Source organism: Agromyces sp. NPDC057865, from assembly GCF_042796995.1.
GTDB lineage: Bacteria > Actinomycetota > Actinomycetes > Actinomycetales > Microbacteriaceae > Agromyces.
The window spans coordinates 204,907-220,394 of the sequence record NZ_JBHVMJ010000001.1 but is presented as its reverse complement, the minus strand read 5'-3'; the positions used below and the strand labels follow the sequence as shown (position 1 = coordinate 220,394).

Genomic DNA, 15,488 nt, shown 5'->3' with positions numbered 1-15,488 from the left:
TCCGTCGTTGACGCTGCCCGCGCCCGCGTCGATCATGAACCCATGAGCGACGCGAACGTGACGACGTACCTGCTCGACCGCCTCGCCGCCGCCGGGGTGGATCGCATCTTCGGCGTCCCGGGCGACTTCACGCTCGCGATGCTCGACGACATCGACGCGCACGCGACGGTCGCCTGGGTGGGCTGCGCGAACGAGCTCGGCGCCGGCTACGCCGCCGACGGCTACGCGCGCGTCCGGGGGCTCGGCGTGGTCTGCACCACGTTCGGCGTCGGGGAGCTCAGCGCGATCAACGCCGTCGCCGGCGCCTTCGCCGAGCACGTGCCGGTCCTGCACGTGGTCGGTTCGCCGGCCACCGCGACCCAGGCCGCCGCCCGGGCGACCCACCACACGCTCGGCGACGGCGACTTCGGCCACTTCGCGCGCATGGCCGCCGAGGTCACGCACGCGCAGGCGGTGCTGACCGTCGAGAACGCCGCCGAGGAGATCGACCGGGTCATCCGCGAAACCCTGGCCGCTCGCCGCCCCGGCTACCTCCTCATCCCGGCCGACGTCGCTGCGGCGCCGCTCGCCGCGCCCTCGGCGGACCTCGCCGCCGTCGAGGAGGAGGCCGCCGACGCCGAGGTGCTCGCCGACCTCCGCGACGCCGTCGCGGCCGCGCTCGAGGGTGCGTCGTCGGTGGCCGTGCTCGCCGACATCCTCGTGCAGCGCGTGGGCGCCGAGCGCGCCCTGCACGACCTGCTCGCGCTCGGGGTGCCGCACGCGGTCTCCCTCTGGGGCCGGCGGGTCGTCGACGAGAGCGTGCCGCACTACGCGGGCCCCTACGTCGGAGCGGTGAGCGAACCTGCCGCGAGGTCCGTCGTCGAGGACGCCGACGTGCTCGTCATGGCCGGCGTGCAGTTCACCGACCTCATGTCCGGGTTCTTCTCCCAGCACCTGCCCGAGACCACGATCGACATCGGCCCGCGGCGGACCCGGATCGGCGACCGCGAGTTCGGACCCGTCCCGATGGCCGAGGCGCTCGGCGTCGTCGCCGACGCGATCGACGACGCCCGGGCGGCCGGGCGGCTCGTGCTGCCAAGCGCGGCGACGTCGGCGTCGGCGGCTTCGACGACGACGGCAGCGGATGCCGCGACTGCTCCGGTCACTGCAGGCACCGGCCCCGCAGCATCCGACGAACCGGATGCCCCACTCACCCAGGCCGCGCTCTGGGACGCCGTCTCGGCGCAGCTGCGCGCCGGCGACGTGGTGATCGCCGACCAGGGCACCGCGTTCTACGGCATGGGCACGCACCGGATGCCCGCGGGCGTGACGTTCATCGGGCAGCCGCTCTGGGCGTCGATCGGGTACACGCTGCCCGCCCTGCTCGGCGCGGCGCTCGCCGACCGCTCGCGCCGCCCGATCGTGCTCATCGGCGACGGCGCCGCCCAGCTCACCATCGCGGAGCTCGGGACGCTCGCCCGCGACCGGGTGCCGGCGGCCGTCCTCGTCGTCGACAACGGCGGCTACACCGTGGAGCGGGCCATCCACGGGCGCACCGCGGCCTACAACGACATCGCCGGCTGGGACTGGGCCGCGCTCCCCGCGGCGTTCGACCCGACGGGATTCGCGGTCGGCGTGCGCGCGACGACCGCCGCCGAGGTCGCCGACGCGTTCGCGCGGCACGACGCCCGGGGCGACGGGCTCACCGTCATCCAGGCCGTGGTGCCGCCGCTCGACGTGCCCCCGCTGCTCAGCGCGCTGGCCGAGGCGGCCGCCCGCGCCAACCGCGCCGCGTCGCAGGGCTGACGGCACCGGTGGCGGCACGATCGGCGGTCGCGCCGTAGGCTGGTCAGGCGGACGCGCTGGGGCGAACCGCAGATCCCATGAGGAGCACGATGAGCGACGTCCAGACGCAGGCCGCGCAACCGCAGCAGCCGGTCATCTACAAGGGCCTGGCGGGAGTCCCCGTCGACTACACCGCGATCTCGAAGGTCAACCCCGAGACGAACTCGCTGCTCTACCGCGGCTACCCCGTGCAGGAGCTCGCGGCATCCGTCACCTTCGAGGAGGTCGCGTACCTGCTCTGGTACGGCGAACTGCCCGACGACGACCAGCTCGCCGCGTTCGAGGAGCGCGAGCGCTCGCTCCGCGGCCTCGACCACGTGACCAAGCGCATCGTCGACGAGATCCCGGTGACGGCGCACCCGATGGACGTGCTCCGCACCGCCGTGAGCGTCATCGGCGCGAGCGACCCGATGACGCCCGACGACTCGCCCGAGGCGAACCTCGACAAGGCGATCCGCCTGTTCGCGAAGCTGCCCTCGATCGTGACGTACGACCAGCGCCGACGCCACGAGCTCGAGTTCGTCGAGCCGCGCGACGACCTCGGCTACTCCGCCAACTTCCTCTGGCAGGCCTTCGGCGAGGTGCAGGAACTGCCCGTCGTGAACGCCTTCGACGTGTCGATGATCCTGTACGCCGAGCACTCGTTCAACGCGTCGACGTTCACCGCGCGGGTGATCGCGTCGACGCTGTCCGACCTGTACTCGGCCGTCACGGGCGCGATCGGCGCGCTCAAGGGCCCGCTGCACGGCGGCGCCAATGAGGCCGTCATGCACGCGTTCGAGGAGATCGGCCCGGGCGAGGGCGGCGCCGACCGCGCGGTCGCCTGGCTCGACACCGCGCTCGCCGAGAAGCGCAAGATCATGGGCTTCGGTCACCGCGTCTACAAGCACGGCGACTCGCGCGTGCCCACGATGCGCGACTCGCTCGAGCGCATGGTCGAGTACTACGACCGGCCCGACCTGCTCGAGCTCTACGTCGCGCTCGAGGACGCCATGGCGGAGCGCAAGAACATCAAGCCGAACCTCGACTACCCGGCCGGCCCCACGTACCACCTGATGGGCTTCGACACCGAGATGTTCACGCCGCTCTTCGTGGCGAGCCGCGTCACGGGGTGGACCGCCCACGTCATGGAGCAGCTCGCGGCCAACGCGCTCATCCGCCCGCTGTCGGTGTACAACGGGCCCGACGAACGGCACGTCCCCGTCAAGGGCTGAGCGGATGTCGCACGTCTTCCTCGAGATGACGATGACGCTCGACGGGTTCACCGCCGCACCGGGCGTCAGCATCGAGCATCCGCTCGGCATCGGCGGGGAGCGCGTGCACGACTGGCTGCGCGGGGGCGACGGCCCCGCGGAAGTGGGCCTCGGCCCCGAGGGCGCGGCCGACGCGACGCCCGACGAGATCGACCTCAGCGTGGCCGCCCGCATGTTCGACACCACCGGCGCGTTCGTGATCGGACGCCGCACATTCGATGTCGGCGAAGTGCCGTGGGGCGACGACGAGGCGTTCGAGGGCCGTCCGGTCTTCGTGGTCACGAGCCGCGGCCGCGAGCCCATCGAGCGCGGCGGTTCCCGGTTCGAGTTCGTCACGGGTGGCGTGGGCGAGGCGGTCGACCGCGCGATGACCGTCGCGCACGCGGCATCCGTCTGCATCATGGGCGGGGCGGATGTCGCGCGCCAGTCGCTCACCGCGGGCCTCGTCGACGAGGTGCGCCTCCACCTCGTGCCCATCCTGCTCGGCGGCGGCACGCGCCTGTTCCCCGACGCGACCGGACGCCGCATCGAGCTCGAGCCGCTCGGCGCCGAGCAGGGGGCGCTGGCGATGCACCTCCGCTACCGCGTCGAACGCGGCGCCTGACGCACGCCGCTGCGCGCAGCCGGCGCCGTTGCGCCCCGATCTGGGGGACATGCGCCTTCGCGAAGCGGAGTATCGTCTCCGCCAGCGGTCGACGCCGACCCGACGTCCGTCCGGGACCTCCCAGGGGGTCGCACCATGTCCGATCGTCGGTCACGAACCGGGAGCCGATCGCGTCGGGTCCTCGCCGTCATCGGTGCCACGGGGATCGCGGTCGCGGTCGTGGGCATCTCGTCGCCGGCGCAGGCCGCCGACGGCAACGTCGGGGTGTCGGTGATGCCCGCCTCGTCGGACTTCTTCGGCGGCGCGGGCAAGCCCGACTGGGTGGCGCCGGCGGCGACCATCGAGGTCTACGACGCCGACGGCGACGGATCGAGCCCGGTCATGACGACGCCTGCCGAAGCCCAGGGGCTGTTCGGCGAGACGCAATGGCTCACGCTGCCCGACGGCCGCTACAAGGTCCGGACGGTCGTGGACGGCTACCTCCCGGCCTGGGCCGGCCTCGTGCAGGACGGCGGGCCGGACGCCCCCGACCAGTTCGCCGGCATCGTTCCGGCGTTCTACGACTTGCACCCGACCGTGACGTTCGCCTCGGCGCCCGTGCTCGAGGTCGAGGCCGACGACGAGTCGACGGACCAGCCCGCGCATGTCGTGGCCCTCGCCAGTCGGTCCGCCGCCTTCATCGGCGGGATCGTGATCACCGCCGACGACAACCTGGACGGCGACGCCCAAGTCGATCTCTTCCGGGTCGGGTCCGCGACGCCGCTCATGTCGCAGGCCACCGTCGAGGGCACGTACGTGTTCGACGACGTCCCGAACGGGAAGTTCCAGCTCCGATTCACGCAGGACGGCGCAGAGCAGTGGTGGCCGTTCGAGGACGACCGCAGCCGGGCCGCCGTGCTCGCGATGGACGGCACGGGTGGTCGCGCCGCCCTCGACGCCCACTTCGGCGTGCCGGACCCGGAGGCGACGCCCGGCGAGTTCCTCACGATCTCGGGCGACCCGGTCGAGGGCGGCGTGCTGTCCCTCGTGCTCGACGCGCCACTGCCGTTCGACTCGGCCGACCTCCTCGGGAGCGAGGTGCTGAGCGGCATCCAGTGGTGGCGAGACGGCGTCGCGCTGCCCGGAGAGCACCGGAGGAGCCTGACCGTTCCGCCGGGCGCCGCGGGAGGCACGATCACGGCCACCGCCCGGTTCACCCAGCTCCTCGGGTACTTCGACCGGTCGGTCTCCACACCGCCGGTCGGCCCGGTCGCCGCCTCGACGCTCCTGCCGCTGGCGCCGACGCCGGTGCCCACCATCAGCGGCACGTCGCAGGTCGGCGTTCCGCTGCGGGCGATGGTCGGCACGTGGGGCCCGGGGGCCACGACGAAGGCGATCCAGTGGAACGCCGACGGGGCGCCGATCGCGGGGGCCACGGCGGCGAGCTACACGCCGAAGGGCGCCGATGCGGGCTCGCAGCTCACGGTGACCGTGACCGCGTCGAAGCCCGGCTACCAGGTCACCAGCCGAACGAGCGCGTCCACGGCTCCGGTCGCCGAGGCCGCATTCGCGAAGGCACCCGTGCCGGCCGTCAAGGGCACCTTGCGGCTCGGGAGCCCGCCGCTGACCGTCGCCACGGGAACGTGGGGTCCCGCCCCGGTGGTCCTGACGTACCAGTGGTTGCGGAACGGGCAGCCGATCGACGATGCGACCGCGGCCACGTACTCGCTGACCGCCGACGACGTGGGCGCGTCCCTCGCCGTCCGCGTCACGGGTCAGAAGCTCGGGTACCTCACGGCGATGCGCGAGAGCGCCCCGACAGCATCGATCCTCGCGGGCAAGATCACGAACACGGTGCTCCCGTCGATCAGCGGCGCGCCGCTCGTCGGCCAGGAACTCGTCGCCGCGCCCGGGTCGTGGACGCCGCCGGAGGTCGACCTCCAGTACGAGTGGCTGCGGGCTGGCGTGCCGATCCCGGGCGCCGTCGGACCGACGTACACGCCGGTCGCGAGCGACGTGAACGCCGCGATCAAGGTCCGCGTCACCGCCTCGCTGCCGGGGTACACCTCGGTCGTGAAGACGAGCGCGGCGACGGCGAAGGTGCGCCCGTAGCGGCTTCACGCTTCGTACAAGGCGGGCGCGCGGCATCCGCGGCCGACCTGTGGCGACCCCCCAACGATGGAGGATCGACCATGGATCGGGCATACAGTCGTGCGTTATGCACATGTTGTTCCGCACGCTGTTGCACGTGCTCTTCCTCGCGCGACGCAAGCCCGACCTGAACCACTACGACGTCGCGCGCACGAACTTCATCACGCTGCCGACCGACCTCGACATCAACCGGCACATGAACAACGGCGTGTACTTCTCGATCATGGACGTCGCACGGTTCGACATGCTCGTGCGGAACGGCGTGTGGCGGGCGTTCCGCGACAAGGGCTGGTACCCGGTGGTCGCGAGCGAGACCATCACGTTCCGCAAGTCGCTGAGCCTCTGGCAGCGCTTCACGATCGAGTCGAAGCTCGTCGGCTACGACGACAAGGCGGTCTACGTCGAGCAGCGCTTCGTGCGTCCCGGCCCCGACGGCACCGCCGAGGTGTACGCGCAGGGGTTCATCCGGGCGCGCTTCCTGCGGAAGTCGGGTGGCACGGTGCCCGTGTCAGAGCTCATGGCCGAGTTCGGCGCGCTCGAGGGGGAGCGGATCCCCGAGTGGATCGAGCGGTGGGGCGAGGATGTCGCGCTGCCGGCCACGCGAGCCGAGGCGCCCTCGGTCTGGCACTGACCCCGCCGGTCGTCGAGTAGCGCCGCCGCAGTCGCCGCGTATCGAGACGCAGACCGCGCCGGTCGTCGAGGAGCGCCGCCGGAGGCGCCGCGTATCGCGACGCGGACCCCGCCGGTCGTCGAGTAGCGCCGCCGCAGGCGCCGCGTATCGAGACGCACACGCGTTCCGGGATCCGGTCGCCGGATCTCGATACGCGTCCGGCTTCGCCGGGCGCTACTCGATCACCGGAGGCTACGAGCGCGGCTTCGCCGGGCGCTACTCGATCACCGGAGGCTACGAGCGCGCCTTCGCCGGGCGCTACTCGATCACCGGAGGCTACGAGCGCGCCTTCGCCGGGACCACGACCTCCTTGATGATGAGGAGGATGCCGGCCGCCACCGGGATCGCGACGAGCGCGCCGGGGAGGCCCGCGAGCGTGCCGCCGGCGAGGGCCGCGATGAGCACGATCGAGCCGGGCACCTGTACGGCCTTCGACATGACGCGGGGCGTGAGGATGTACGCCTCCACCTGCATGTAGACGAGCATCGCGCCGAGCACGATGATGCCCGACAGCGGCGAGACGAAGAGCGCGAGCACCGTCATCACGATGGTCGTGAGCACCGTTCCGATGAGCGGGATGAGCGTGATGAAGAACGCCGAGACCGCGATCACGAGCGCGAACGGCACCTGCGCGATGAGCAGGATGATGAAGCTGAACGTCGCGTTGAAGAACGCGAGGATGACCATGCCGCTCAGGTAGCGGCCCACGTTCTGCATGATCCGCTCGGCGTAGTCGACGACCCGCGCCCGGTGCGAGGCGGAGATGAGCGTGTAGATGGCGGCCTTGGAGGCGTCGAGCGTGGCGATGAAGTAGATCGTCAGGATGAAGATGAAGAACGCGGACGAGATCCCGCCGACGATCGCGAGGCCCACGTTGAGCGCGCCGCCTCCGATGGTGGCCCAGGTGTTGGGATCGCTGAGGACGCCGACCACCCAGTTGTAGATCGTCGTGAGGACGCCGCCCGAGCCCGAGGAGGCGTCGATGAACCACTGCTGCTGCTGCAGGTTGGCGTACATCTGGGGGAGCGCCTGGACGAGGCTGACCGCCTGGGTGATCACGAGCGGGAGGACGATCCAGAGCAGGCCCGCGATCACGAGGATGAACAGGATGATCACGGTGAGGATCGCGACGCCGCGCTTCATGCCGCGGCGCTGGAACCAGCGCACGAGCGGGTCGAGGCCGAGCGTGATGAACATCGCGGCGAACACGGAGAAGAGGACTCCCGAGAGGCTGAGCAGCGTCCAGGCGAGCGCGAGGCCCAAGAGCACGCCGAGGGTCGCGATGAACGACCAGACGAGAGGCCGTTCCGACATGAAGTTCCTGCCCCGCCCGCGCCCGCTGTCGGGGCCGCCGCCCGTGCCCGTGGCGTGCTCGCGGGCACGCCGCTCGATGCTCTTCACGGGCGCCAGCCTAGGGCTGAGGATGCCTCGTACCCGGGAAGCGCGCCGGGGCGGCCCGCGCCATGGCGAGCCGCGCTCCACTGGCCCGCGCCGACGCGAGCCGGCCCGGAGACGTCGTCAGTTGCGCGCGCCCTCGGGGACGTGCAGCTCCTTGTAGTGGTCGGCGAGGGCGGGGTAGTAGGCCTCCCACTCGGGGAGCGGACGGCTCAGCCGCACGGCGGCGAGCCGGTCGAGGTAGTAGTCCCAGCCGGGACCCATCGTCGCGGCATCCGCCGGGTTCGCGAGTCGCTGGCCGAACGTGAGCGTCGTCATTCCGCCGGCCTCGCGCAGGTGCGCGAACACCCGCATGGCCGTCGCGCCCTCACCCGAATGCGCGAGGAAGCGGTGCGGCGGATCGCACTCGAGGATGCCCACGTTCATCCACTCGGAGCCCTCGCCCTCGAACGTCATGCGGAAGCGCACGGCGCCGGTCTCGGGGCGTCCGGTGTACGTGCCGATCCATGCCTGCATGGCCGTCGGATTGGTCAGGCTGAACCAAACCTCCTCGATCGGGGAATGGAACAGGCGGTCGTACTGCAGGTAGAGCCCGTCGGGCTTCAACGTGTAGTGGCCAGTCGCTTTCGCGGTCATCTTCTACCCCCGCTCGTCGTGAAATCAGGCTAAACCCGGTCTACGCCAAACCACTAGAGTTGGCGCCATGGGATCGAGTGGGGGCGCGAAGCGCAAGCCGAATCATCCGTCCGGCGGACAGGTTCACGAGGAGACGATGAACGTCACCGAGGGCAAGTCGGGCCTCTGGGGGGCGCTTGCGGGTCTCTTCACCTTCGCGCTCATCGCGGTGCCGTTGTCGGCGGCGTTCGCGTTCGCGACGAACCCGCGCACGCAGCAGCTGTTCGGCGGCCGGCTCTCCGAGGCGACGCAGGGCGGCTACCAGGCGTTCTGGTGGATCGTGACGATCTTCCTCTTCGTGCTGCCGTTCCTCGTCGGCTACGCGGTCGCGCGCCTCTCGGGCCGTTCGCTCGCGATCTTCGGTGCGGTGGTCGCGCTGTTCGTGATCGCCGTCCTGGTGCTCGGCCAGCTGTTCGTCTTCTGATCCCGTCCTGAACCGGTCCTGATCCGGGAGGCCGGTCCTGATCCGGGGAGGTGGTGCCATGCAGGTGCCCAAGGCCTCGGATGCCGCGAAGGCGCGCTTCGCATCGGTGGTGCCCGACGACCCGCGGGTCGTCGTCAAGCCCATGTTCGGCAACCTCGGCGCGTTCGTGAACGGCAACATGTTCGCCGGGCTCTTCGGCGACCGCATCGGAGTGCGCGTCCTCGACGAGTCGGCGCGCGCGGAGCTCGCGGCGGTCGACGGCGCCGGGCCGTTCGGACCCGACGAGCGGCCGATGGGTGGCTACGTCTCGGTGCCCGTCGCCTGGGACGACGAGCCCGACCGCATCGCCGAGCAGGTCGCGCGCGCGTTCGAGGAGGTCGCGGCGCTGCCGCCGAAGGCGCCCAAGGCGCGGAAGCCGCCGAAGACCCGCAGCTGACGGATGCCGCGCGGTGGCTCAGTCCTCCGCGGCCTCGAGCACGGCCATCGCCGCGTTGTGCCCGCCGATGCCGCTCACCGCGCCGCCGCGCACGGCGCCCGAGCCGCAGAGCAGGATCCGGGGATGCGCCGTGGCGACGCCCCACCGCTGGGCGGGGGTCGCGAGCGGGGCGTCGTCCTCGGCCCACGGCCAGGAGAGCGGTCCATGGAAGATGTTGCCGCCCGGCATGCGCAGGGCGTGCTCGAGGTCGAGCGTGGTCTTCACCTCGACGCAGGGGCGGCCCGCGGCATCCGTCGCCAGCACGTCGGCGATGGGCTCGGCGAGCACCGAGTCGAGGGAGGCGAGCACCGCGTCCCGCAGTCGCGCACGCAGCTCGTCGTTGCCGAACCGCTCGACGAGGCGGTGCGGCACGTGCAGGCCGAAGATCGTGAGCGTGTGAGCGCCCGTGGCGGCGAGCTCGGGGTCGAGGATCGTCGGGTCGCTGAGGGTGTGGCAGTAGATCTCGCACGGGAGCGGCGAGGGGATGCCGCCGCGCGCGGCCGTCGCGAACGCGGCGTCGAGCTGGGTCTGCAGCTCGTTGATGTGGAAGGTGCCCGCGAACGCCGCCTCGGGCGCGACCTCGGTGTCGCGCAGCCGGGGGAGGCGCGTGAGCATGAGGTTCACCTTGACCTGGGCGCCCTCGGGCTCGGCGAGCCGGCGCAGGCGCTCGCGCACGACGGGCGGCACGGCGACCGGTCCGTCGTGCGAGAAGGGGCGCTCGTCGCGCGGCGCGACGGGCTGCGCGGCGGCGCGCGCCGCGGCCCCTTCGGCAGGCTCAGGGAACGCCGTCGCCCCGGCCGCGAGCAGGCGATCGAGCACGACGGGTGCGACGTTCGCGAGCACGGTGCCGGCCTCGACGACCTGGTCCTCGCCGCCGCGCGTGTAGCGCACGCGGCCGTCGGGCCCGACGGCGACGACCTCCGCGTCGACGAGCAGCTCCGCGCCCGCCTCGCGCGCGGCGCGCTCGAGCTCGCCGCTCACGGCGCCCATGCCGCCGATCGGCACGTCCCAGTCGCCCGTGCCGCCGCCGATCACGTGGTACAGGAAGCAGCGGTTCGCGTCGAGCGCGGGATCGTCGAGGTCGGTGAACGTGCCGATGAGGCCGTCGGTCGCGACGACGCCGCGCACGAGGTCGCTCGCGAAGCGCTCGTCGATGACCTCGCCGAGCGGGCGCTCCACGAGGTCGGTCCAGATGCGGTCGTCACCGACGAGGTCGCGGGCCTCCGAGCGGGTGAGCAGCGGCTCGGTGAGGGTCGGGAAGAGCCGCTCGGCGAGGCGCGAGGTCTCGCCGTAGAACGTGTCCCACGCGGCGGTGTCGCCCTCGGCGTCGACCCGGGCGAAGGCGGCGGCGGATGCCTCGGCGTCGGCCTCGCGGTCGACGAGCAGGCCGCGCGACGGGTCGGCCGGGTCGGGCGTGTACGACGAGTAGCGGCGGCGGACGAGCCGGATGTCGAGCCCGAGGTCGTCGATGATGCGCTGCGGGAGCAGGCTCACGAGGTAGGAGTAGCGCGAGAGACGCGCCTCGACGCCGTCGAACGCCTGCGCCGAGACCGCCGCGCCGCCGAGGTGGTCGTCGCGCTCGAGGAGGAGCACGGAGCGTCCGGCGCGGGCGAGGTAGGCGGCGGCGGTGAGGCCGTTGTGGCCGCCGCCGATGATCACGACGTCGTGGGGCATCACACGAGCGTACGTGATGGGTGAGGGCGGCCTTGCGCGCGCAGGAGCCGCTGCAGCCGAGCGATCGAGACAAAGTTACTGACAAGTAAGTAAGCGTTCGCTATGCTGACGCTCGCGACCACGCCGATGACGGCGTCGGGCGTGCACCATCCGCACTGATCCGGTCACCGGCCGGAAGGCGTGATGCGCCCCGGCCGGCCACGTTCGAAGGAGAACCCGTGACCCACCGCACCAGGGCGCAGCATCCGCCCGCCCGACCGATCGCGAGCATCGCCGCGAGACCCGCCCGCCGCGCCCGCCGCCTCGCCGCCGGCGCCGCCATCGCCGCACTCGCCCTCGGAGGAGCCGTCATCACCGCGACCCCCGCCGTCGCGGCCGACGAGCCCGACTTCGGCCCGAACGTCGTCGTGCTCGACCCGTCGATGCCGACCGACGAGATCAACGCGATCTTCGCCGCGATCGACAATGAGCCCGAGTTCAGCCAGAACCGCCACGCCGTGCTGTTCAAGCCCGGCGTCTACGGCAGCGCAGCGGGCGCCGCCGACCCCGCCACCGCGCCGGACATCGTGAACGGCCAGGTCGGCTACTACACGCAGGTCTCGGGCCTCGGCGCGTCGCCCGACGACGTGGTGATCAACGGCGCGATCCACGCCGAGGGTCGCCCGCCCGCGACCTCCTGCCCGTGGGACGGCGGCGGCGAGGCCGACACCGCGCTCACGAACTTCTGGCGCTCGCTGTCGAACGTCTCGATCAACCCGATCCAGCGGCCCGTCGAGGGCGACACCGGCGTCTACGGCGTCTGCTTCCCGTCGGCCGAGAACCCCGCCGGCATCATGCTCCCCGAGGGCGTGGCCGACCCCGGCCAGCTGCGGTGGGCGGTGTCGCAGGCGGCGCCCATGCGCCGCGTGCACATCCAGGGGAACCTGACGCTCATGCCGCGCTTCGGCGGCTACTCGTCGGGCGGCTACCTCGCCGACTCCGTGATCGACGGCCAGGTCGTCTCGGGCTCGCAGCAGCAGTGGTACACCCGCGACTCGAGCGTCGGCTCGTGGAACGGCGGCGTCTGGAACATGGTGTTCTCGGGCGTGCAGGGCGCACCCGCGACCGACTTCGGCCCGCACGCCGACGGCACGGTCGGCAACAAGACCACCCTCGCGGCCACCCCGCTCAGCCGGCCCGCGCCGTTCCTCTACCTCGACGGCGACGCCTACAGGGTGTTCGTGCCGAACGCACGCACCGAGAGCGCGGGGGTCGACTGGTCGACGGATGCCTCGGTCGGCACGTCCATCCCGATCGGCGACTTCTACATCGCCCACGCCGACCGCGACACCGCGACGTCGATCAACCGCGCGATCTCGCAGAAGCAGCACGTGCTGCTCACGCCGGGCGTGTACCGCCTCGACAAGCCGATCAACGTGAAGCGCGCCGACACGGTCGTGCTCGGCCTCGGCTACGCATCGCTCACCCCGACGAAGGGCAACGCGGCCATCGAGGTCGCCGACGTCCCGGGCGTGAAGATCGCGGGCATCACGGTCGACGCCGGGCTCGTCGAGTCCGACGTGCTCGTGAAGGTCGGGCCCAAGGGCGCGAAGAAGTCCGACGCGTCCGACCCGACGACGCTCTCCGACGTGTTCATCCGCGTCGGCGGACCGTGGGCGGGCGACGCGGTCACCTCGATCGAGGTCAACAGCGACGACGTGCTGCTCGACCACATCTGGGCATGGCGCGGCGATCACGGCCTCGACGGCAGCGGCACGTGGACCGGTTCGACCGGCGCGCACGGCCTCATCGTGAACGGCGACGACGTCACCGCGACCGGCCTGTTCGTCGAGCACTACCAGCAGAACCAGGTGATCTGGAACGGCGAGCGCGGGCGCACCGTGTTCTACCAGTCCGAGATCCCCTACGAGGTGCCGAGCCAGGCCGAGTGGATGGACGGCGACCGCCTCGGGTACTCGTCGTACCGCGTGGCCGACGGCGTCAGCGAGCACCACGCCACGGGCATGGGCGTGTACTCGTTCTTCAACCAGGGCCAGGACATCCGCGCCGCGAGCGGCATCCAGACCCCGGTCGGTCCGGGCATCCAGTTCGAGTCGCTCATCTCGGTGTTCCTCAGCGGCTCGGGCGGCATCGAGCACACCATCAACGACACCGGCGCGCCGGTGGTCGGCGGCTTCGGCACGTCGCCGGTGGTGAGCTACCCGACGCCGTAGGGCAGGGCACGACGGATGCCGCGGCCCCCGCCTCGTGCGGTGGGTCGCGGCATCCGCCGTCTGGATCCGGTGGTCGAGTAGTTCCCGGCGGAGCCGGACGCGTATCGAGACCGGACCGCTGCGTCTCGATACGCGTGCCGCTGAGCGGCGCGCTACTCGACGACCGGGGCGATCAGCTGGCGCGGCGCATGGCCCGCACGCCGACGAACACGCCGACGGCGCAGGTCGCGATCGCGGCGATCGCGCCGCCGATCACCGCCGGGCTGCCGAGGTCGCCGGCGAGCAGCGCGCGCTCGGCCGCGACGAGGTAGCTCAGCGGGTTCACCGCGGCGGCGACCTTCATCCAGTCGGGGCCGTCCTCGAGCGGCAGCAGCATGCCCGACAGGATCATGAGCGGGAACAGCAGCGTCTGGTGCACCATCCAGAACATCCAGTCGCGGTTGCGGCAGGCGAGCGCGAGGGTGTAGCTCAGGGCGCCGAACCCGATGCCGAACACCGCGAGCACCGCGAGGCCGACGACGAGGCCCGGCACGTCGAGCCGGAACCCGAACGGCACGGCGACGAGCACGACGATCGTGCCCTGGATGACGAGCGGCACGACCTCCTTCAGCGCGCGTCCGACGAGCAGTGCGCTGCGTGAGAGCGGCGCGACGAGGGTGCGCTCGTGCGATCCGGTCTGCATCTCGAAGAGCAGGTTCGCGCCCGTCGACGCGGTGCCGAACAGCGCGACCATCACGAGGATGCCGGGGACGAACCACTGCAGGGTCGCCGCGACGTCGCCGCCGGCCGCGCCGACGAGCAGGGGTCCGAACAGGCCGAGGAAGACGAGCGGCTGCACGAGCGAGAAGACCACGCTGAACGGGTCGCGCACGAGCGGGCGCGACTCGCGCGCGAAGACCGTCATGGTGTCGTGCACGAACCCGGTGGGGCGGGCGGATGCCGCGGGCCGCTCGATCGCGGCGGCCTGGGCGGCGGCGGGGCTGATGGTGTTCATGAGGATGTGCTCCTTCGTTGCTTATCAGTCGTCGAGTCACGGGAAATGGTCGGTTGGCGCCGGGTCGAGCGACGAGAACACGTGACTCGATGGCGTGCGGTGCAAGTGGTGATCGATGAGCGGGTCACGCCGCGGCGTCCACGGGCTCGGCGGCCGGCTCGCGCGAGGCCGCCTCCTCGCGGAGGCTGCGACCGGTGAGCGCGAGGAAGACGTCGTCGAGCGTGGGCTGGCGGTGCGTCGCCGCCACGACGTCGAGTCCGGCGTCGGCGAGCTCGCGGATCCAGCGGGGGAGGGCGCGGTCGCCGCCCGGCGCGGTGAGGGTGACGACGGCCCCGTCGACCGACCCGCCGATGCGGGCCGCGGCGGCCGTGGCATCCGTCGCACGCTCGAAGGCGAGCGTGACCCGGTCGCCCGCGAGCGACTCCTTGAGCGACCATGCCGTGTCGTCGGCGATGACCGCGCCGTGGTCCATCACCATGACCCGTTCGGCGAGCTGGTCGGCCTCGTCGAGGTAGTGCGTGGTGAGGAAGATCGTGGTGCCGGTGCTGCGGCGCAGGTCGACGATGTGCTCCCACAGGTTCGCGCGACTGTGCGGGTCGAGGCCGGTCGACGGCTCGTCGAGGAACAGCAGCTCGGGCCGGTGGATGAGGCCGAGCGCGATGTCGAGCCGGCGCTTCTGGCCGCCCGACAGCGACTGCACCTGGCGGCTCGCGACCTGCCCGAGCTCGAGCGACTCGATGAGCTCGGCGGCCCGCGCGCGGGTCTCGCGACGGCCGAGGCCGTAGAACGCGCCCTGCGCGTGCAGCTCGTCGCGCACCCGCTGGGTGTGGCCGCCCGAGCTGCCCTGGCCGACGTACCCGATGCGGCGGCGCACGCCGGCGGGGTCGTGGCGGATGTCGCAGCCGGCCACCGTCGCCTCGCCCGAGGTCGGCGGGAGGAGCGTGGTCAGCATGCGGAGCGTCGTCGACTTGCCGGCGCCGTTCGGGCCGAGGAAGGCGACGAGCTCGCCGTCGGCCACGTCGAGGTCGACGGCTCGGACGGCCTCGACGACCTGCCCCTTGGAGCGGAACGTCTTCGTGAGGCCTCGGGCGGTGATCATCTGGTTCGTTCGTTCGGTCATATCGCCAGTCTTCCGAGGCATCCGGTCACTTTCTGAC

General features: G+C 72.0%; 13 protein-coding genes. 8 read left to right on the top strand and 5 right to left on the bottom strand.

What is annotated here, in order from left to right; genetic code table 11:
* Positions 1–42: 42 nt before the first annotated feature.
* The 5 genes from ACFVN5_RS00960 to ACFVN5_RS00940 all read left to right on the top strand — a co-directional run bounded on the left by ACFVN5_RS00960 (position 43) and on the right by ACFVN5_RS00940 (position 6,442).
* Positions 43–1,785: an alpha-keto acid decarboxylase family protein gene (locus ACFVN5_RS00960; protein WP_376952761.1), complete on the top strand. Its 1,743-nt coding sequence runs from the start codon at positions 43–45 to the stop codon at positions 1,783–1,785.
* Positions 1,786–1,874: 89 nt separating this feature from the next.
* Positions 1,875–3,038, top strand: coding sequence for a bifunctional 2-methylcitrate synthase/citrate synthase (locus ACFVN5_RS00955; protein ID WP_376952760.1), 1,164 nt, complete (start codon positions 1,875–1,877; stop codon positions 3,036–3,038).
* 4 nt (positions 3,039–3,042) lie between these two features.
* Entirely contained in the window at positions 3,043–3,681 is a 639-nt protein-coding gene (locus ACFVN5_RS00950; RefSeq protein ID WP_376952759.1) for a dihydrofolate reductase family protein, read from the top strand.
* Positions 3,682–3,816: 135 nt separating this feature from the next.
* The gene (locus ACFVN5_RS00945) at positions 3,817–5,772 is read left to right on the top strand and encodes a hypothetical protein (protein WP_376952758.1); all 1,956 of its coding nucleotides are present in this window, start codon (positions 3,817–3,819) and stop codon (positions 5,770–5,772) included.
* Positions 5,773–5,884: 112 nt separating this feature from the next.
* Entirely contained in the window at positions 5,885–6,442 is a 558-nt protein-coding gene (locus tag ACFVN5_RS00940) for a thioesterase family protein (RefSeq protein ID WP_376952757.1), read from the top strand.
* A 315-nt stretch (positions 6,443–6,757) separates the two neighbouring features.
* Here ACFVN5_RS00940 and ACFVN5_RS00935 read toward each other — a convergent pair whose 3' ends face one another.
* Positions 6,758–7,882, bottom strand: a complete 1,125-nt coding sequence (locus ACFVN5_RS00935) for an AI-2E family transporter (protein ID WP_376952756.1) — start codon at positions 7,880–7,882, stop codon at positions 6,758–6,760.
* A 117-nt stretch (positions 7,883–7,999) separates the two neighbouring features.
* Positions 8,000–8,512, bottom strand: a complete 513-nt coding sequence (locus ACFVN5_RS00930) for an SRPBCC domain-containing protein (RefSeq protein WP_376952755.1) — start codon at positions 8,510–8,512, stop codon at positions 8,000–8,002.
* Between the two features lie 136 nt (positions 8,513–8,648).
* Here ACFVN5_RS00930 and ACFVN5_RS00925 point away from each other — a divergent pair, with 136 nt between their 5' ends.
* Together ACFVN5_RS00925 and ACFVN5_RS00920 are read left to right on the top strand one after the other, a co-directional pair.
* Positions 8,649–8,975: a hypothetical protein gene (locus ACFVN5_RS00925; RefSeq protein ID WP_376952753.1), complete on the top strand. Its 327-nt coding sequence runs from the start codon at positions 8,649–8,651 to the stop codon at positions 8,973–8,975.
* Positions 8,976–9,033: 58 nt separating this feature from the next.
* Entirely contained in the window at positions 9,034–9,411 is a 378-nt protein-coding gene (locus ACFVN5_RS00920; RefSeq protein ID WP_376952752.1) for a TfoX/Sxy family protein, read from the top strand.
* A gap of 18 nt (positions 9,412–9,429) precedes the next feature.
* On the opposite strand, the gene ACFVN5_RS00915 is transcribed toward ACFVN5_RS00920, so the two are convergent.
* Positions 9,430–11,124, bottom strand: a complete 1,695-nt coding sequence (locus ACFVN5_RS00915) for a phytoene desaturase family protein (protein ID WP_376952751.1) — start codon at positions 11,122–11,124, stop codon at positions 9,430–9,432.
* Between the two features lie 218 nt (positions 11,125–11,342).
* Here ACFVN5_RS00915 and ACFVN5_RS00910 point away from each other — a divergent pair, with 218 nt between their 5' ends.
* Positions 11,343–13,337, top strand: a complete 1,995-nt coding sequence (locus ACFVN5_RS00910) for an adenylyl cyclase (protein ID WP_376952750.1) — start codon at positions 11,343–11,345, stop codon at positions 13,335–13,337.
* A 172-nt stretch (positions 13,338–13,509) separates the two neighbouring features.
* Here ACFVN5_RS00910 and ACFVN5_RS00905 read toward each other — a convergent pair whose 3' ends face one another.
* Together ACFVN5_RS00905 and ACFVN5_RS00900 are read right to left on the bottom strand one after the other, a co-directional pair.
* Positions 13,510–14,331 (bottom strand): ABC transporter permease, encoded by an 822-nt coding sequence (locus ACFVN5_RS00905; protein WP_376952749.1) that lies wholly within the window; start codon positions 14,329–14,331, stop codon positions 13,510–13,512.
* A gap of 124 nt (positions 14,332–14,455) precedes the next feature.
* The gene (locus tag ACFVN5_RS00900) at positions 14,456–15,451 is read right to left on the bottom strand and encodes an ATP-binding cassette domain-containing protein (RefSeq protein ID WP_376952748.1); all 996 of its coding nucleotides are present in this window, start codon (positions 15,449–15,451) and stop codon (positions 14,456–14,458) included.
* Between the last annotated feature and the right edge of the window lie 37 nt (positions 15,452–15,488).